Source organism: Nocardia sp. NRRL S-836 (genome assembly GCF_001279525.1).
Classification (GTDB): Bacteria; Actinomycetota; Actinomycetes; order Mycobacteriales; family Pseudonocardiaceae; genus Lentzea.
The window spans coordinates 103,589-121,246 of the sequence record NZ_LGDY01000107.1 but is presented as its reverse complement, the minus strand read 5'-3'; the positions used below and the strand labels follow the sequence as shown (position 1 = coordinate 121,246).

Annotated in this window: 17 protein-coding genes; 7 read left to right on the top strand and 10 right to left on the bottom strand. The window is 71.0% G+C overall.

What is annotated here, in order from left to right:
* Positions 1-14: 14 nt before the first annotated feature.
* From ADL03_RS25030 to ADL03_RS25015, 4 genes are all read right to left on the bottom strand, one after another.
* Positions 15-1,322 carry a hypothetical protein gene (locus tag ADL03_RS25030; protein WP_053735977.1) on the bottom strand — a complete coding sequence of 436 codons (1,308 nt, stop codon included), beginning with the start codon at positions 1,320-1,322 and terminating at the stop codon, positions 15-17.
* Between the two features lie 41 nt (positions 1,323-1,363).
* Complete coding sequence (locus tag ADL03_RS25025; protein WP_053735976.1) at positions 1,364-2,866, bottom strand: beta-xylosidase; 1,503 nt, start codon at positions 2,864-2,866, stop codon at positions 1,364-1,366.
* Between the two features lie 237 nt (positions 2,867-3,103).
* Positions 3,104-3,748 (bottom strand): response regulator transcription factor, encoded by a 645-nt coding sequence (locus ADL03_RS25020; protein ID WP_053735975.1) that lies wholly within the window; start codon positions 3,746-3,748, stop codon positions 3,104-3,106.
* Positions 3,739-4,863: a sensor histidine kinase gene (locus tag ADL03_RS25015; RefSeq protein ID WP_053735974.1), complete on the bottom strand. Its 1,125-nt coding sequence runs from the start codon at positions 4,861-4,863 to the stop codon at positions 3,739-3,741. Before ADL03_RS25015 ends, ADL03_RS25020 begins: the two co-directional genes overlap by 10 nt.
* Positions 4,864-5,022: 159 nt before the next feature.
* On the opposite strand from ADL03_RS25015, the gene ADL03_RS25010 reads away from it, so the two are divergent.
* Positions 5,023-5,673 carry a DedA family protein gene (locus ADL03_RS25010; protein ID WP_053735973.1) on the top strand — a complete coding sequence of 217 codons (651 nt, stop codon included), beginning with the start codon at positions 5,023-5,025 and terminating at the stop codon, positions 5,671-5,673.
* A 908-nt stretch (positions 5,674-6,581) separates the two neighbouring features.
* Here the strand turns inward: ADL03_RS25010 and katG are convergent.
* The 3 genes from katG to ADL03_RS24995 form a co-directional block, all read right to left on the bottom strand.
* Entirely contained in the window at positions 6,582-8,828 is a 2,247-nt protein-coding gene (katG, locus tag ADL03_RS25005; protein ID WP_053735972.1) for a catalase/peroxidase HPI, read from the bottom strand.
* An 18-nt stretch (positions 8,829-8,846) separates the two neighbouring features.
* Complete coding sequence (locus ADL03_RS25000; RefSeq protein ID WP_369809026.1) at positions 8,847-9,254, bottom strand: Fur family transcriptional regulator; 408 nt, start codon at positions 9,252-9,254, stop codon at positions 8,847-8,849.
* 63 nt (positions 9,255-9,317) lie between these two features.
* Positions 9,318-10,703 (bottom strand): PLP-dependent aminotransferase family protein, encoded by a 1,386-nt coding sequence (locus ADL03_RS24995; protein WP_053735970.1) that lies wholly within the window; start codon positions 10,701-10,703, stop codon positions 9,318-9,320.
* 22 nt (positions 10,704-10,725) lie between these two features.
* On the opposite strand from ADL03_RS24995, the gene ADL03_RS24990 reads away from it, so the two are divergent.
* The 3 genes from ADL03_RS24990 (at position 10,726) to ADL03_RS24980 (ending at position 12,686) form a co-directional block, all read left to right on the top strand.
* Positions 10,726-11,616 (top strand): DMT family transporter, encoded by an 891-nt coding sequence (locus ADL03_RS24990; protein ID WP_082373447.1) that lies wholly within the window; start codon positions 10,726-10,728, stop codon positions 11,614-11,616.
* 67 nt (positions 11,617-11,683) lie between these two features.
* On the top strand, positions 11,684-12,217 hold the full coding sequence (locus ADL03_RS24985; RefSeq protein WP_053735968.1) for a hypothetical protein: 534 nt from the start codon (positions 11,684-11,686) through the stop codon (positions 12,215-12,217).
* Positions 12,218-12,341: 124 nt separating this feature from the next.
* Positions 12,342-12,686 carry an MmcQ/YjbR family DNA-binding protein gene (locus ADL03_RS24980; protein WP_053735967.1) on the top strand — a complete coding sequence of 115 codons (345 nt, stop codon included), beginning with the start codon at positions 12,342-12,344 and terminating at the stop codon, positions 12,684-12,686.
* Positions 12,687-13,014: 328 nt separating this feature from the next.
* Here ADL03_RS24980 and ADL03_RS24975 read toward each other — a convergent pair whose 3' ends face one another.
* A complete protein-coding gene (locus ADL03_RS24975) occupies positions 13,015-13,731 on the bottom strand; it encodes a tat pathway signal sequence (protein ID WP_053736055.1) in 717 nt (238 codons plus the stop codon).
* A 348-nt stretch (positions 13,732-14,079) separates the two neighbouring features.
* Between ADL03_RS24975 and ADL03_RS24965 the strand changes: the two genes are divergently transcribed.
* The 3 genes from ADL03_RS24965 to ADL03_RS24955 are packed head-to-tail and all read left to right on the top strand — an operon-like array spanning position 14,080 to position 15,667.
* Positions 14,080-14,505 carry a hypothetical protein gene (locus ADL03_RS24965; RefSeq protein WP_197288623.1) on the top strand — a complete coding sequence of 142 codons (426 nt, stop codon included), beginning with the start codon at positions 14,080-14,082 and terminating at the stop codon, positions 14,503-14,505.
* Entirely contained in the window at positions 14,502-14,726 is a 225-nt protein-coding gene (locus ADL03_RS24960; protein ID WP_231642212.1) for a helix-turn-helix transcriptional regulator, read from the top strand. The genes ADL03_RS24965 and ADL03_RS24960 overlap by 4 nt, the downstream gene beginning before the upstream one ends.
* On the top strand, positions 14,723-15,667 hold the full coding sequence (locus tag ADL03_RS24955) for an NAD(P)-dependent alcohol dehydrogenase (protein ID WP_053735965.1): 945 nt from the start codon (positions 14,723-14,725) through the stop codon (positions 15,665-15,667). Before ADL03_RS24960 ends, ADL03_RS24955 begins: the two co-directional genes overlap by 4 nt.
* On the opposite strand, the gene ADL03_RS24950 is transcribed toward ADL03_RS24955, so the two are convergent.
* Complete coding sequence (locus tag ADL03_RS24950) at positions 15,625-16,806, bottom strand: amidohydrolase family protein (protein WP_053736052.1); 1,182 nt, start codon at positions 16,804-16,806, stop codon at positions 15,625-15,627. The two genes, ADL03_RS24955 and ADL03_RS24950, sit on opposite strands and share 43 nt — an antisense overlap.
* Positions 16,807-16,916: 110 nt before the next feature.
* Positions 16,917-17,549: a GTP cyclohydrolase II gene (gene ribA / locus ADL03_RS24945; RefSeq protein WP_053735964.1), complete on the bottom strand. Its 633-nt coding sequence runs from the start codon at positions 17,547-17,549 to the stop codon at positions 16,917-16,919.
* Positions 17,550-17,658: the final 109 nt, after the last annotated feature.

The following is a 17,658-nucleotide window of genomic DNA, read 5'->3' as shown; positions in this document are numbered from 1 at the left end:
GTGCGGGCGTGGTGTCACTTCAGCTGACCGCAGGGTACGACGAAGAACCAGCTCGCCGGCTCGTGCTCCAGCCGTGCCTCCGCGGCACCGGACGCGCACCGCGCCCGCCCCTGCTCGACACTCGCGCCCCACGGCACGCCCCGCAGGACCGTCCTGGGCTCCTGGAAGTACCCGACGGTGCTCGACACCAGCAGGATGCCCATCACCCACTGCCCGGCGCGCACCGCGAACCGTTGCCAGGTCGCGAAAGGCGTCGCGTCGAGCCCGACCGCCACGGCCGTGGACAGGAACAGCACCGGCGCGACGCTGTAGCGCTGCCCGGCGAGCACCACACCGGGCTGCTGCACCTGCAGCAGCACGCTCCAGTTGAGCACCAGGCACAGCACGATCACCAGCACGCTGTAGCCGGTGGCGGCCAGCGCCAGCGCCCGCCCCGCCCGGCCGCCCCACCACAGCGCGGCGAGGACCGGCAGCCCGGTCACCAGCACCGCGCCCAGGACCACCAGGTTGCCGTGCGCGGGGTAGAAGGTCGTGAGGCGTTCCGACCCGGTCAGCGCCACCACCGGCACCCGCAGCAGGCCCGCCAGCACCACCTGCACCGGGTCGGCCGGGTCCTGCGAGTACGGCGTGCGCTCGGCGAACAGCATCACGACCGCCTGCGTCAGCACCCCGGCGAGGAACGCGATCGGCACCTCCCTGCGCGGCACGAGCAGCCGGACGAGCGCGACGGGGGCCAGCAGGAAGATCAACGGGCTCGACAGCGCCGCCAGCAGCACGAACAGCGCGACCGGCACCCGTGGGGCGGTGCGCCACACCAACGCCCAGAAGACGCCGTACAGCAGGAACCAGTGCAGGTTCGTCATGTTGTTCAACGTCTCGGAGTTGCCCGCCGGCAACACCACCACGAGCGCGGCGAGCACGAACCGCAGCCCGGCCGACCTGAGGTACGCCCCGGACGCCGCGAACGTGATCAGCGCGACGACCGCCCGCAGCACCGCCGCGGCCACCGCGAACCCGGCCGCGGTCCACTCCAGCGGCAGCAGCGCGACGGCCTCGGCCGCCAGCCGCGGCAGCACGTGCAGGTAGCCGCCATACGGGTCGGTGAGGTTCCGCAACGCCGGGAACCGGATCGCGTCGACCGCGAACCGCGCGCCGTCCTCGGCCCACAGGTGGTCCAGCCGCGCCCAGCCGGCCGGGATGAGCAGCAGGAACGCCACCGCTGCCACGAAGCCGAGCACGTAGCCGGTGACGGCCCGTTCGCCGTGCGACTCCGGGATCAGGCTCGCCGCGAACGCCTGTGATCTGTCCTTGGTCGCCGTCACCGTGCCGTCCCCCAGGTCGGTTGCAGGGGTGAAGGTACCGGTCAGCGGGCGGAGAGGTCCTGGTGGCGCTCGTAACGCTCCCACTGCTCGGCGGTCACCTGCTTGACCGCCGACGAGTTCAGCGTCGCGGCCTCCACCGAGCCGATGACCCACAGCTTGTTCTCGATCAGCAGCCCGACGACGCCGTCCGGGTTGGCCACGGCGGGCGCACCGGCCGGCACCCGTGCCGCCACCTTGAGGTAGTCGACCCCGGTCGGACGGTCGGCGAGCACGGCGCGGGCGAACTTCTCCGCCACCGACCGGCGTTCGAACCGCACGATCTTGCCGCCCACGACCACGTCGACCGTGCGTTCCGGCGAGGGCATCGCGAAGCCGTTGAGCGCGCTGGCCTCGTCCGAGGACGCGCAGCCCTTCAGCCCGACCGCGTCGAGGCCGAAGCGGAAGATGTTCGTGGGCGCGTTGGCCCCACCGTCGACCGTGGACCGCAGCACGTCCAGCGCCACCCGCCCGCACGGGTCCGCCGCGTCGATCGGCGCGTGCCCCTGCGGCGTGCGCACCAGGCCGGGGCCCTCGCGCCAGCTGCCGGGGATGAGCACCGGCTTGAACGGGTGGCGGGTGAAGTCCTTGTTCCAGAACGTCACGGTCGTGCCGTGGTCGGTCGAGTGCGCGATGGCCCAGGTCGAGGCCGCGTCGATCCACATCCAGTCGGCGCTGAACGCCTCGACGACCGACCGGGTGCGCGGCTTGTTCGTCGCCGGCACCGGCTGGAACCCGGACTGGCCCAGCGCCTCGACACCGGTCGCGAACGTCGGGTCCTTCGACCGCAGCACGTACTGCCCGGCACCGTTCTGGTGCGAGGCGAGGCCCGTGGTGTCGGTGAACATCAGGTACACCCAGCCGTCGAGGTAGACGGCCGACTGCTGACCGGCGCCGTAGGTGTTCTCGCGGATCACGTCACCGGACGGCACGACGATCGACTGGCCGTTGTTCGCACGGGACCAGCTCCGGCCGTCCTGGCTGGTCGCGACGCCGACGGCGCTGCCGTTCGCGTGGTTGTCACGTGACGCGCCGGTGTAATACATGTAGTAGGTGCTGCCGATCTTGACCAGCGACGGGTCGCACGTGTGCATCGCGTCGAAGCTGGCCCCGCTGCCGGAGAACACCGGAACAGCGGTGCTCATCGGCCCGTCCAGCGACGTGCCCTCGCTGTAGAGGATGTCGTCACCGCCGGGCGGCGCGGCGCTGAGCTGGCTGCACCACCACGTGCGCACCTTGCCGTTGTCGAGCATCACGGCGGGCGCGTAGTTGTACGGCGCGTCCGCGGCTCCGGCGATCACCACGCCGGGGCTCTGCCTGCCGTTCTCCGTCTTGAGCGCGAGCTGGTTGCGCGGTGGCGGCGGCTTGCGGGTGGTGCCCGATGACGTGGGCTTCTTCTCGCTCGTGGCTGCCACGGGGTCGCCGGCGGCCGCATTGGTGCACGCCGTGACCGCGCCGAGAAGCGCGAGCGCAGCGAGCAGCGACAGAGGACGGCGACTCAGGGGCACTCACTCATCATAGTGATCAACTCCTCCAGCCGGGTGAAGAACCTGATCGCCGCCCGTTCCACACCCGGCGGGTCTTTCTTCGATTAGCCCGGCGAATAGCGGCTCGGGGTGCAATTCCGCTGCCCAGGGCTCCATTCGGTGATCAACGGCACCAATGGGCACGCGCGGCTTGTCAGCAGGCCCTTTTTGGCTCGAACTGCGGTGACGGGAATCCCTGTGAGAGTCGGCACACGCCGTTCAGCTGCCCAGGTAGCGGACGACGGCCATCACGCGGCGGCTCACGCCGGAGGAGCCGCTGAGCTGGAGCTTGTCGAAGATCGCGTTGATGTGCTTCTCCGCGGCGCTCTGCGAGATGTGCAGCTGCGCGGAGATGCGCGCGTTCGTCAGGCCCTGCGCCATCAGTTCGAGGACCTCCTTCTCGCGGTTGGTCAGGGTGTCGAGCGGGTCGGCGTGGGTCGTCCTGGTCAGCAGCCTGCGCACGACCTCCGGGTCGAACGCCGCCCCGCCCGCCGCGACCCGGTCGAGCGCGTCCAGGAACTCGTCGACCTGGGCGACGCGGTCCTTGAGCAGGTAGCCGACCTTGCCGCCGGTGCTGGTGATCAGTTCGGTGGCGTAGCGGTTCTCCACGTACTGGGAGAGCACGAGCACGGCGACCGCCGGCCACCGCTCGCGGATCTCCAGCGCGGCGCGCATGCCGTCGTCCTTGTGGTCCGGCGGCATCCGGACGTCCGTGACCACCACGTCCGGCTGGTGGCGCTCGGTGGCGCTGAGCAGCTCGGGCGCCGTGCCGACCGCCGCGACGACGTCGTGGCCCTCCTCGGCCAGCAACCGGATGAGGCCTTCGCGCAGCAGCGTCGAGTCCTCGGCCAGGATCACCCGCACGGCAACCTCGCGCAGACCGTGGTGGGGCCGCCCGGCGGGCTGCTCACCTCGAACGTTCCGTCCACCGCCTTGACCCTCCTGGCGAGGCCGGACAGCCCGGTGCCACCGGGGTCCGCCCCGCCGATGCCGTCGTCCCGCACGGTGACCGTGATGCCGTCCGGCCCCTGCCGCAGCGACACCTCGACGACCGACGGGCCGGCGTGCTTGGCCGCGTTGTTCACGGCCTCCGACACCACGAAGTAGATCACCGTCTCCAGCGCGGTACCCGGCGGCCCGGTGAGCCCGTTGCCGATCTCGACCCGCACGCTCGACCGCTCGGCCAGCACCTCGAGCGCCGTGTCCAGCCCGGAGTCGTCCAGCACCGCCGGGTAGACGCGGGTGGCGACCTCGCGCAGCTCGTCGATCGCCTCGGCCGCGGTGTCGTGCGCCTGGCGCAGCAGCTCCTGCAACTGCTCCTCACCCCTCATCCGGCGGGCCCTGCCGATCAGCATGCCCAGCGCGACGAGCCGCTGCTGCACGCCGTCGTGCAGGTCGCGCTCGATGCGCCTGCGCTCGTCGTCGATCGCCTCGATCACCCCCGCCCGCGTGCTGGTCAGCTCCTCGACCCGCTGCCGCAGCAGCGTCTGGTGGCTGCGGCCGAGCATCGTCGTCGCGAGCCACCGGTCCAGCGCCGCCACCCCGGTCACGCCCGCCAGCGAGACGAAGATCAGCAACGTGCCCGGCAGCGTCGCCACCGCGATCAGCTCCGCGTCGACCCGGTCGCCGTCCCTGACCAGGCCCCAGTGCCCGTCGAACAACCACGCCGTCAGCATCGACAGCGCCGTGACGAGGTAGAGCAGCAACATGAAGATGACGCCGAAACCCAGCGCACCCACGAGCCACCGCACGCCGAGGTAGCGCTGGCACCGGCGCGGTGTCAGCGGATCGGCGTGGGCCGCGTCCCCGTACCGGGCGATCCGCAGGAGCTCCAGCTCGGTCATCTTGACGACGCCGACCCCCAGCACCGCCGCCGCCAGATCGGGCAGGACGCTCACCGTTCCGGCGAGCACCCCGTAGAACGCCCGGAACCACCTGCGCACCACCGAGCCGGCGGTGAGTTGTTCCCCCTGATGCACATTCCTCACCGTACTGCCCGCCCCCGACCGCGGCATTGTGGTTTACCACAGTATTGCCCTGCGGTTTTCCCCACGATTCTCAACGCTCAACCCCATGGCCCCATCCCCGTCCCCATTCCTAACGTTGACCCCGACCAATCACCGAACAAGGGAAAACGAATGCTGGCCGAGTGGGCAGTCGAGTTGATGGAGTCGCTGGGCGGCGTGGGCGCCGCCGTGGTCGTGGGCCTGGACAACCTGTTCCCGCCGATCCCGAGCGAGCTGGTGCTGCCGCTGGCGGGCTTCTCCGCGAGCAAGGGCGTGTTCAGCCTGCCCGCGGCACTGTTCTGGACCACGCTCGGCTCCGTGGCCGGTGCCGTGATCGTCTACTTCGCGGGCCTGCTCCTGGGCCGCGACCGCACCCGCCGCCTGGTCGCCCGCATCCCGCTGGTCCGGGTCACCGACTTCGACAAAACCGAGGCCTGGTTCACCCGCCACGGCACCAAAGCCGTGTTCTTCGGCCGAATGGTGCCGTTGTTCCGCAGTTTCATCTCTTTACCCGCGGGCGTGGCCCGGATGAACTTCGCCACCTTCCTCCTCCTCACCACGGCGGGCAGCCTGATCTGGAACGCCATCTTCGTCGGCGCCGGTTTCCTGCTCGGCGAGAACTGGCACCTCGTCGACTCCTACGCCGGCGTCTTCCAGAAACTCGTGCTCGCCGCCCTCGCCATCGCCTTCACCTACTTCGTGATCACCCGCATCCGCACCCGTCGCCGCCCGGCCCCCATCTCCGACCACGACGCCACGGAGGTGCTCCCTCGAATCCGCTGACCGCCGCCCACACGCCTGGGTGGCCGCCGTGCCCTGCGGCGCTGGGCGTGTGTCGGAGGTGGCCGCCGTGCCCTGCGACGCTGGGCGTGTGCCGCAACGGCCCACCGCCCGTCGATGAGCGGCGGCGTGGAGCGATGTCGTTGTCAGAGCCGGTGATCGCGCCGATGCGACGGCTCATCACGCCCGTCTGCCGTCCTCCGGCCCGCTGCCGTCTGTCACCTTCGGCCACCGCGTCTCTGGCGTGGGCTCCGCTGATCGGAGCCGGGGCTTGGCTCCGGTCAGCGCCGCCGCAAGCGGCGAGCGGCCGTGTGGCGGAATGCCCGTCGCCACCGGTCTCCGGCAGCGTTGTCCCGGGATGACCGGCCGCGGCCGGCCTGCCTCCGAGGCCGCTAGCCAGTCTCGGCTGAGAGGAGTGGTGCCCGAAACGACCATCCCGGTCCGGTGATGTGCCTGCGGCGTGGCGCCATGTCGTTGCCAGAGCCGGTGATCGCCCCGACGTGGCGGGTCAGCACGCCCGTCTGCCGTCCTCCCGCCCGCTGGCGTCCATCGCCTTCGGCCTCACCACGGCCGCCTGCCGCCTTCCGCACACCACGCCAAGCTGCCGTCCCGCCGCCTTCTGTCCTAACGCGGTCCGTCGCCTCCGGCGCTTCACCTCGCCGCGGTACCCAGCTTCACCGCGGTACCCGGCCTGAACGCGACCGGACCCGCAACCTGTCCCGGCGTCCCGCCCTTCATCGGTTCGCCCGAATCGCGTGGAAGCCGGGGCAACCCGCCCGCCCTCCCGCGCAGGCACCCACACCGGTCGGCCCCCAACCCCGAAAACACCGGTGCCCCAGACCGAAGATCGGCCTGGGGCACCGGGTGTGGTGGGAACGGTCAGCCGTTCCGGCGTTCGCGCGTCCTGAGGGTCAGAGGCCCTGGACGACGTCGTAGCGGTCCGCGTTCATGACCTTGTTCCACGCCGAGACGAAGTCGGTGACGAACTTCTCCGAAGCGTCGTCACTGGCGTAGACCTCGGCCACGGCGCGCAGCTCGGAGTTCGAGCCGAACACCAGGTCGTTGCGGGTCGCGGTCCAGCGCACCGTGCCGGTGGCGCGGTCGCGGCCCTCGAAGCTCTCCTGGTCCTCGGTGACCGACTTCCACTCCGTCTCCATGTCGAGCAGGTTGACGAAGAAGTCGTTGGTCAGCGTCTCCGGCTTGGCGGTGAGCACGCCGGCCTTCGAACCGCCGTGGTTCGCGCCCAGCACGCGCAGGCCGCCGACGAGCACGGTCATCTCCGGTGCGGAGAGGCCGAGCAGGTTGGCCCTGTCGATGAGCAGGTACTCCGACGGCAGCGGGGTGGCCTTGTTGCCGAAGTTGCGGAAGCCGTCGACGACGGGCTCCAGGACCGCGAACGACTCGGCGTCGGTCTGCTCCTGGGTGGCGTCGGTGCGGCCGGCGAGGAAGGGCACCTCGATGTCGTGGCCGGCGGCCTTCGCGGCCTGCTCGATCGCCGCGGCGCCGCCGAGGACGATCAGGTCGGCCAGCGAGACCTTCTTGCCGCCGGTCTGCGCGCTGTTGAAGGCCTCCTGCACGCCTTCGAGCGTGCGCAGGACCTCTGCGAGCTGGTCGGGCTCGTTGACCTCCCAGTCGCGCTGCGGCTCGAGGCGGATGCGGGCACCGTTGGCGCCACCGCGCTTGTCGCTCTGGCGGAACGACGACGCGGACGCCCACGCCGTCTTGACCAGCCGCGAGACCGGGAGACCGGTCTGCAGGATCTTGGCCTTCAGCTCGGCGACGTCGGAGGCGTCGATCAGCTCGTGGTCGCGCACCGGCAGGCGGTCCTGCCAGATCAGCTCCTCCTGCGGCACCAGCGGGCCGAGGTAGCGCTGGATCGGGCCCATGTCGCGGTGGGTCAGCTTGAACCACGCGCGGGAGAACGCCTCGGCGAACGCCTCGTGGTCCTCCGCGAACTTGCGCGAGATCGGCTCGTAGACCGGGTCGAAGCGCAGCGCGAGGTCCGTGGTCAGCATCATCGGCTGGCGGTTGAGCGTGCCGTCCTCGGGGTCGGGCACGGTGTTGGCGCCCGCGTCACCCTTTGGCTTCCACTGGTGCGCGCCGGCCGGGGACTTGGTGAGCTCCCACTCGAAGGCGAAGAGGTTCTTGAAGAACAGGTTCGTCCACTCGGTGGGCTTCTGCGTCCAGGTGACCTCGAGGCCGGACGTGATGGCGTCGCGGCCCTTGCCGGTGCCGTGCGTGCTGATCCAGCCGAAGCCCTGCGCGTCCATCAGCGAGCCCTCGGGCTCGGCGCCGACGAGCGACGGGTCACCGGCGCCGTGCGCCTTGCCGAAGGTGTGGCCGCCGGCGATGAGCGCGACGGTCTCCTCGTCGTTCATGCCCATGCGGCCGAACGTCTCGCGGATGTCGCCGGCGGAGGCCAGCGGGTCCGGGTTGCTGTTCGGGCCCTCGGGGTTGACGTAGATCAGACCCATCTGGACGGCCGCGAGCGGGCTCTCCAGCTCGCGCTCGCCGCTGTAGCGGGAGTCGCCGCCGAGCCACTCGGTCTCCGGGCCCCAGTAGACGTCCTCGTCCGGCTCCCACACGTCGTTGCGGCCGCCGGCGAAGCCGAAGGTCTTGAAGCCCATGGTCTCCAGCGCGCGGTTGCCGGTGAAGATCATGAGGTCGGCCCAGGAGACCTTCTTGCCCCACTTCTTCTTGACCGGCCACAGCAGGCGGCGCGCCTTGTCCAGGTTGCCGTTGTCCGGCCAGCTGTTCAGCGGGGCGAAGCGCTGCATGCCCGCGCCCGCGCCACCGCGGCCGTCGTGCGTGCGGTAGGTGCCGGCGCTGTGCCACGCCATGCGGATCATGAACGGGCCGTAGTGGCCGAAGTCCGCGGGCCACCAGTCCTTCGACTCGGTCAGCACGGCGTCGACGTCGCGCGCCAGCTCGTCGAGGTCGACGGTCAGGAACTCCTTGCCGTAGTCGAAGTCACCGCCGAACGGGTTCGCCTGCACGGGGTGCTTGCGCAGGATCCGCAGGTTGAGCTGCTTGGGCCACCAGTCGCGGTTGCCGCCGCCCTCGGTGGGGTGGCTGAGTCGCCGCCCGTGCGCGACCGGGCAACCGCCCGCCTCCTCCTCGTTCAGCTCGCTCACCTTGGCGTCAGTGCTGTCGGACACGGGAATCCTTCCGGGTGTTCAGGAACTTTTCGCGGCGGTCGTGCAGTCGGGGCAGGTGCCCCAGTAGATGACCTCGGCCTCGTCGATGACGAAACCGTGGTCGTCGGACGCGTCCAGGCACGGCGCGTGGCCAACGGCGCAGTCGACGTCGGAAATGGCGCCGCAGGAACGGCATACGACGTGGTGGTGGTTGTCCCCGACGCGAGCCTCATAGCGCGCTACCGACCCTTGCGGCTCGATCCGCCGCAGCAGGCCTGCTCCGGTCAGCGCGCGGAGTACGTCGTACACGGCCTGGTGGGAGACCGCGCCGAGGTTCTGACGCACGACACCGATGATCGAGTCCGTGTCGGCGTGCGGATGTGAGTGCACGGCGGACAGCACAGCTATCCGCGGAGCTGTCACCCGCAGTGACGCTCCACGCAGCATGCGCTCGAAATCGGAAGCCGTGGGCACGCTCCTACCCTGCCTGGTTTTCTGGAATCAGTCAAGTTAACGAGTGATGTCAGACAATCGGCGAACGCCTTCGACCAGCGCGTGCTCCGGCGCGCCCCCGTAGGTCAAACGGAGGAAGTTGCCGGACGGTTCAGCCGCGAACCACGGCCGTCCCGGGAACACCACCACGTCGCGGGCCGCGGCGGCGGTGGTCAGCTCGACGTCGTCGAGCCCGTCCGGCAACGTCACCCACAGGTGCAGGCCGCCGGAGGACGGGGCGACGGTGAACTCGGGCAGGTGGGTGGCGAGCGCGGTCCGCAGGGCGTCGCGCCGGGACCGCAGGGCCTGCTGGAGCGTGCGCAGGTGCCGTCGCCAGACCGGGGACGTCACGAAGTCGATCGCCGCCTCCTGCAACGGTCCCGCGACGTACAGGTCCTGCCGCGAGCGGGTCGTCCGCAGCCGCCGCCCGGCCGGTCCGCGCGCGCCGATCGCCGCCACCCGCAGCCCCGGCGCGGCGACCTTGGTCAGCGAGCGGACGTACACGACGTGCCCATCGGTGTCCTGCGAGGCCATGGTGGGCGGCGCGGTGCCGTCGAGGGTGAAGCCGCGCGCCCAGTCGTCCTCGACCAGGAACGCCCCGGCCGCGGCGACGATCCGCAGCACCTCGGGCCGCCGGTCGTCGGACAGCACGCCGCCGTGCGGGTTCGCGTGCAGCGGCTGGCAGTAGAAGAGCTTCGCGCCCGTGTGCGTGAAGGCGGCCTGCAGCAGTTCCGGGCGCACGCCGTCCTCGTCCGCGGGCACCGGCACGACCTTGAGCCCCGCGTCCCGTGCGGCCGCGATCGCCCCGAGGTAGGTGGGCGACTCGACCAGCACGGTGCCGCCGCGTTCGCCGAGGCCGCGGAACACCGTGGCGAGCGCTTCCTGCGCGCCCGCGCACACCGTCATGTCACCGGCGCGGAGCTCGCCGCCCGCCTCCCTGGCGAACCAGGCGCGCAGCTCCTCCGAGCCCTCGACCGGCACCCGCCCCCACGACGCGGGCCGGCGCGCGGCGCGGGTGAGTGCCGCGCCGAGCGCCTCGGTGGGCTGCAGGTCCGGGTCGAGGTAGCCGCTGGAGAGCTGGATGACCTCGGGTTTCGGCACCGCGAGCAGGTTCGCGACCAGTTCCTCGCCCGGCCGTCCCTCGCCCAGCGCCACCGACTGCCACGACAGGTCCTGGCCGCTTGCCCGTCCGGCGCGCGCGGCGACGAAGCTGCCGCGGCCGGGCCGGACCTCGACCAGCCCCTCCGCGGCGACCCGCTGGATCGCCTGCTGCACGGTCGCCGGCGAAGCCCTGTGCCGCGCCATCAGCTCGCGCACCGACGGCATCCGATCGCCCGCGCGACCGGACCGTGCCGTCGCTCTCAGGTCCTCGATAACGCGCACGGCTGCGTTATCCTCGTTCATGAGAGCCAAGAGTAACGTTATCGTGCCTCCGGGGGTAACACTCGGCGCGCTCGCGGTGCTGGGGTTCAGCTACTCGCTGCCCGCGACCCGCTTGGCGGTGCAGGGACTCGACCCGTGGTTCGTCGCGTTCGGCCGCGCCGTGGGTGCCGCCGTGCTGGCCATCGCCTACCTCGCGTTATCCCGCGCGCCGCTGCCTTCGGTAACGCAGGTGCGCCGCCTGGTCGTGGTCGCCGCCGGGATCGTCATCGGCTTCCCGCTCTTCACGTCCTTGGCCCTCACCACGCAGACCTCTGCGCACGGCGCCGTCGTCATCGCCGTGCTGCCCATGTCGACCGCGATCTGGGCCGTCCTGCGCGCCCACGAACGCCCGCCCTTCGTGTTCTGGCTCTCCAGCGGCGCCGGGCTGCTCGCCGTGCTCGGTTTCGTGGCGGCCGGTGGCGGCCTCTCCGGCTCGTTCAGCCTGGCCGACGGCTACCTGCTGATCGCGGTCGTGGTGTGCGGCCTCGGGTACGCGGAGGGCGGCGCGCTGTCGCGCGAGCTCGGCGGCGCCAACACGATCTGCTGGGCGCTGGTCGTCGCGCTGCCGGTGACCATCCCGGTTTCGCTGTACACAGCCGACTTCTCGCGCGCCACCGGCACGGTGTGGTTCCACTTCGCTTACGTGACCACGATTTCGATGTTCCTCGGCTTCGTCGCCTGGTACGCGGCGATGGCCGCGGGCGGTGTCGCGAAGATCGGCCAGCTCCAGCTCGCCCAGCCCGTGCTGTCCCTCGGCTGGGCCGCGCTCGTGCTCGGCGAACCGGTCGGCTGGCCCGCACTGCTCACCGCCGCGATCGTGCTCGTGTGTGTGGTGCTGACTCAACGAAGCCGTGTCGTGTCAACGAAGGCCGTTGCGGAGCCCGCGGTCCGCTGACCGCGCACCCTCCGAAAATTGTCAGACCCTCCTGCCATGCTCGAACCACCCGAGGAAGGAGTGTCCGGTGCGGATCGAGGTGGCGAGCAGGCGTCGCAAGGTGCAGCGTCCCGACGCGGTCGTGGTCGACGTGACGTCGCGCGGCCCGGAGCCGTGGGTGCGCTTCAGCCCGTTCTACCCGCACGGCGGTATCCCGGTGCCGATGTCGCCCGGTGTGGTGAGCGAGTCCGTCGAGGGCGTCTGGCAGGCCCTGAAGGTCTTCGCCGAGTCCGATGTGGACGCCTCGAAGCTGACCGTCCGCACCATGAAGGGCCTCAAGCGCACCGTCCGCCGCTTCGGCCCGGTGCGCGGCCATCGCGCCGGGCTGCACGGCACCTCCCTGCTCGACTACCGCACCGCCCGCCACGAGATCTACCTGCCGACGTACCGCTGGGTCCTCGAACACCGGGTGGCCGGCCTCGTCGCGGAGCTGCGCGCCTTAGCCGAGTCGGCGCCCGTCGTCCTGCTCGACTACACGACGAACGGCGACGCCGACGACCTCAGCACACCCCTGTCCCACGCGGCCCTGGTCGCCGACCACCTGAGGAGGCATGTGAACTGACGGCCACGCCGAAGCTGGGCGCGTGCGCCCGCCCTGGAAACCTGTCGTGGCGACCGCTCGCCGCACGGGGCCGACGGTCGGAACAGCCGGATTTATACTGCGGTCCTTCGGCTTTGGGGGCGCAGTGGCTACACCGGACCAGTTCATCGAGATCGCGGAGGCGCTCACCGAGGTGCAGCGCTCCTCCGGTCAGCAGTACGAGACCTTCCGCGTGCGCGGCAAGGTGTTCGGCTACTACTGGCCGCGCACGCGGACCGTGGGTCTGAAGCAGACGCTGTCCGAGCAGCGGGCCCTGGTGGCCGAACGCCCGGACGTGTTCGAGGAGCAGTTCACCGCGGGCGGCTTCGGCTGGGTCGTGGTGTACCTGGAGGGCATCGAGGCCGACGAGCTCGGCGAGCTGGTCTTCGAGGCCTGGCGGCTGTCCGCGCCGGAGGAGCTCGTCGCCCAGGTCCCCGACCTCGCACGCTGACCGGGGTCAGGTTCGAGCGGCCCGCCGGCGACCTCGCACGCGCCACGGCGGCAGGTCCGCCGGGGACGCCGTCGTTCCGGGCGATCGACCTCCAGCGGGACGGAGGGTGCGGCATCCACGGCATGAACGCGGTGGTCGCGGTGACGGCGGGTGTCGGGCACGCGCATGCGGCGTGAACGTGGGCGCGGTTGACGGCAGGGGTTTCGGGCGCGCGTACGGCGTTTCAGGGCCGAGGCGGGTCAGGTGCGGTGCGCGGAGGCGATGTTCGCCGTGAACCAGCCGCGTGACCGCTTCACCGCTCGTTCCACTTCGAGCCCGTGCGGGGCGGCTAGCGGAACAGGATCCGGGTGATCTCCGTGTCGGTGGCCCGGCCCTCGTCGTAGCCGCCCTCGCCGGCGAGGTTGTTCATGATGGCGAGCGTGTAGCGCTGGTCGGGACCGATGAAGCCGACGGAGTTCATCACCCAGCCGGTGTCCTCCTGCGACCAGCCGTTCTTCGTGCCGGAGTCCGGGCCCCACACGCCCCACTGCTGTTCGGGGCCGACGCCGCGCATCTGTTCCACGATGTACGCGCGGTCTTCCGGGTGCACCTTGTCGAGGACGTGGTTGATCAGCCGGTCGAGGTCGTCGGTGGTGCACTTCTCGAAGCCCCAGTACGGGAACGACGTGGAGTAGCCGCGCTGGGCGACGAGGCCGGTCATGCCGTACTGCGGGAAGGCGGCGTTGAAGGTTGAGCCGCTGTAGCGCTTCCACAGGGTGTCGGCGGCGTCGTCGTCGGAGCTGTGCAGCATCGCGGTCATCAGGCGGCGGTCGTCGCTGGTCAGGCGGATCTGGCCGGTGCGGTGGCGGTCGAGCAGGTTCACGATCATCGCGAGCTTGATGGTGGAGGCGGTCCACACCTTGTCGGCGGCGTGCTTGTTGCGCCAGACCACGCCGTTCTGGCGGTCGCGCAGGACGATGCCGACGGTGCCGGGGCGGGTCTCCGCGTACTGCTGGGCGGCCTGGATGCGCTTCTGGAACGCGCAGTCGAAGCCGCTGTCGGGCATCGGGCACACCTCGGGCGTGGCCACGACCGGGGCCGCGGCGGGGGTGTGGGCCGCGCTCGGCGGTGGCGTGGCCGCGCTCGGCGATGTCGTGGACGTGGACGACGGGGGTGGGTCGGCCGGCACGGCGGCGCTGCACGCCGTCAGGGCGAGCGCGCACGCGACGAGGATCGGCCTGAGCATGAGGCGCACCCTAGACACTCCGAACGGGTGACGTCGACCGCCGGACGCCAAACCGTCCGATCTGGGTGTTTTGCGGCCAAACCGGCCGTCAGGTCAAAGATGTTTGACACTGTGTCGGGTTCGCTTTACGTTGGTCGTGTCAGGTTTCTTTGACATCAGGAGTGGGTCGTGGCCTTCGAGGAGAAGCGTGCGTGGGCCATGGCGGTCGTCGCCGTGCTCGCCTACGCGGTGTACGTGGTGCTGGTGCTGGGGCGTGCTGACGGGCGGGCGCTGGCCGAGGTGCCGTACGCCGGCACTGCGCTGTGGACGATCGGTGCCGCGGTCGTCGTGGGGATCGTGGCGGGGATCTGGTTCGGCATCGCGTCCCGCCGGGAGGGCGGTCCGCAGGCCGACGAGCGCGATCAGGAGATCGGCCGGTTCGGCGATCACGTCGGGCAGTCGTTCGTCGTGATCGGGGGTGTGGCCGCGCTGGCGCTGGCGATGGCCGAGGTGGCGCACTTCTGGATCGCGAACGTGCTCTACCTGTGCTTCGTGCTGTCGGCGGTGTTCGGCTCGATGGCGAAGATCGCGGCCTACCGGCGGGGCCTGCGGTGAAGCCGACGAAGGTCACGAACTCCATCCGCGCGCTGCGTTTCGCGCACGGCGAGATGAAGCAGGCCGACCTCGCCGCGGCCATCGGCGTGACGCGGCAGACGTTGATCGCGATCGAGCAGGGGCGTTACTCGCCCTCGCTGGAGATGGCGTTCCGGATCGCGCGTGTGTTCAAGGTTCCGCTCGAAGAGGTGTTCCAGTACCCGGAGGAGGAGACGACGTGAAGGCTGTCGTGCAACGAAGATACGGGTCGGCGGAGCTCGGTGACCTGGACGTGCCGGTGCCAGGGCGGGGTGAGGTGCTGCTGGAGGTGCGAGCGGCGGGGGTCGACATGGGCACCTGGCACCTGCTCACCGGCAGGCCGTACCTGTTGCGGGTCATCGGGTTCGGGTTCCGCGGGCCGAGGTCGCCGGTGCCGGGCAGGGACGTGTCCGGTGTCGTGGCGGCGGTCGGTCCCGGTGTGACCGCGTTCGCGGCCGGTGACGAGGTGTTCGGCACGTGCGACGGGGCGTTCGCCGAGTACACCGTCGCGCCCGTCACGCGGCTGGCGCGCAAGCCGGCGGGGCTGTCGTTCGCGGAGGCGGCGGCGATGCCGATCTCGGGCGGGACCGCGTTGCAGGGTCTGCGCACGGTCCAGGCAGGGCAACGGGTTCTGGTGCTCGGTGCCGGTGGTGGCGTCGGGTCCTATGGCGTGCAGATCGCACGATCCCTGGGTGCGCACGTCACGGGCGTGTGCAGCACAGGCAAAGTTGAGCTCGTGCGGTCGTTGGGAGCGCACGAGGTGGTCGACTACACGGTCGCTGACTTCACCGGCACCTACGACCTGGTGCTGGACTGCGGCGGCCACCGGTCGTTGTCCCGGCTCAGGGCGGCTGCGGGACGGCACGGCACGGTGGTGCTGGTCGGTTCGGAGACGTCGGGTCCGCTGCTCGGCGGGTTCGACCGGGCGTTGCGGGCCATGGCGCTGAACCCGTTCGTGCCGCAGAAGCTCGTGGCATTGACGTCCGCGGAACGCGGCGACGTCTTCGAGGAGCTGCGCGTGCTCGTCGAAGACGGCCACGTCAGGCCCGCCGTCGGCCGCACCTTCCCGCTGCCGGAAGCGCTCGACGCGGTCGAGCACGTCTACTCGCGACGGTCGGCCGGCAAGGTCGTCGTCACGATCTGACCGCCGATCACGACGGTGGTCACGCGGTGCATCGCCGTGATGTCCCGCATCGGATCTCCTTGCACCGCAATGATGTCCGCATCCCGTCCCGCTCTGAGCACACCCCCGGCGAGCCCGCACGCCCGCGCGGCCTGACCGGTGGCGGTGGCGAGCACCGCCGCGTTCGGGATGCCCGCCTCGACCAGCTGCTCGAGCGCGTGCGCCGTGATCCCGTGCGGCTTGCCCGCCCCGATCCCGCCGTCGGTGCCGGACACCGTCCGGACGCCGTGGCCGTGCATGCGCCCCGCCGCGGCGATCTTGGCGGCGAAGCTCATCCCCATCCGCTCGAACGCCTCCTGGATGTGCGGTGGCGGTTCCACGGTGTTGCCTAGGGTGTGGCAGACGGCGATGTCCGCCTCGGCCAGCGCGTCCACCAGCTCGTCCGGCACGACCATCGCCCCGCCGGCCAGACACGTGCAGTGCTCGATGCCGTCGACCCCGGCGGCCACGGCCCGCTGCACGGCGGCGAGGCTGTGGGCGTGCGCGGTCACCGGAAGCCCGCACCCGTGTGCTTCCTCCACGACGACCCGGAGCTCGCGTTCGGTGAACTGGCAGTCGTCGACGACCGTGCCGGGGGTGGCGAACCCGCCGCTGGCCATGATCTTGACGACGTCGACCGCCCGTTCCGCCCGTTCGCGCACCGCACGGCGCAACGCGTCCTCGCCGGTGCTTTCGCCGCCCATGGACCAGCAATGTCCTTTCGCGCTGGTGATGGGCGGACCGGAGGCGAGGACGTGCTGACGGTGCCGGCCGCGCTGCTCGACCACGGCCCACGCGCGGTCGCCGAGGTCCCTGACGGTGGTGACACCGGCCCTGAGGTGCCGGTCGAGGCCGTCCCGGATCACCGCGTCGAGGTGGTCGGCGGTGAAACCGGGGAGGCGGTCGAGCGCGCCGTTCTCGCTGTCGGCGCAGAGGTGGACGTGGGTGTCGACGAGTCCGGGCAGGACGGTCGCGTCGCCGAGGTCGAGGACACGCGCGTGCGGGACGTCGGGGTGGCCCCGCTCGACCGCCCTGATGGTGCCGCCCTCGGTGATGACCGTGACGGGACCGGCGAGCGGGTGCTCGCCGTCGAAGGCACGCGCCGCTCTCAGCGCCAGCATGGCGGCCAGTGTGAGCGCCGCGTGCCGGGAAAGCAATGGTCAGGCGGGTGCGCGGCCGGTTCGCCCGGAAGGCCGCGTGCGGTGCCCGAGCATGCGGGCAGCCCGTGCGGTCAGCGCGCGTGCGGGAGCGTGAACGAGGCGACCTGCGGCAGGTCGTGGCCGAGGCGGTCGCGCTTCGCCGTCAGGTACGCGATGTTGTGCGGGTTGGGCGGCATGAGCAGCGGCACGCGGGCGCTGACCGTGATGCCGTTGTCCTCCAGCGCCGCGATCTTGTCCGGGTTGTTGGACATCAGGCGGACCGACTGCACGCGCAGGTGCCGCAGCACGCGCGCGGCGGGGGAGTAGTCGCGGACGTCCACGGGCAGGCCGAGAGAGGTGGCCGAGTCCAGCGTGTCCATGCCGGCGTCCTGCAGGACGTGGGTGCGCACCTTTGCCACCAAACCGATTCCGCGGCCTTCGTGGCCGCGCAGGTAGATGAGCACGCCGCTGCCCTCGCGGACGATGGTGTCGAGGGCCGCGTCGAGCTGTTCGCCGCACTCGCAGCGCATGGCGCCGAAGATGTCGCCGGTCATGCACTCGGAGTGGATGCGGACGAGGACGTTCTCGCGCAGCTTCGTCTTGCCGTAGACGAGTGCCATGTGTTCGTGGCCGTCCGCGCGGAAGGCGATCGCGCGGAAGGTGCCACGGCGGGTCACCAGGTCGGACTCCGCCACGTCTTCGTCGTTGAAGGCCTGTTCGAACATCTCGGGTCCCCTCGTCACCAGGCGCCTGCCGAGCGTTCAACTACGCTCGGAGTGACGTCGCACCGTAACCCGGCCGCACAGCGGAGGTCACCCTGTTCAGCATCACCGT

Coding starts and splice junctions, on each gene's coding strand:
- ADL03_RS24950 (WP_053736052.1), bottom strand. CDS start 16,806: ATGCTGGCGCTGAGAGCGGCGCGTGCCTTCGACGGCGAGCACCCGCTC.
- ADL03_RS24995 (WP_053735970.1), bottom strand. CDS start 10,703: ATGAACGAGGATAACGCAGCCGTGCGCGTTATCGAGGACCTGAGAGCG.
- ADL03_RS25010 (WP_053735973.1), top strand. CDS start 5,023: ATGCTGGCCGAGTGGGCAGTCGAGTTGATGGAGTCGCTGGGCGGCGTG.
- ADL03_RS25000 (WP_369809026.1), bottom strand. CDS start 9,254: ATGCTGCGTGGAGCGTCACTGCGGGTGACAGCTCCGCGGATAGCTGTG.
- ribA (WP_053735964.1), bottom strand. CDS start 17,549: ATGTTCGAACAGGCCTTCAACGACGAAGACGTGGCGGAGTCCGACCTG.
- ADL03_RS24975 (WP_053736055.1), bottom strand. CDS start 13,731: ATGCCCGACAGCGGCTTCGACTGCGCGTTCCAGAAGCGCATCCAGGCC.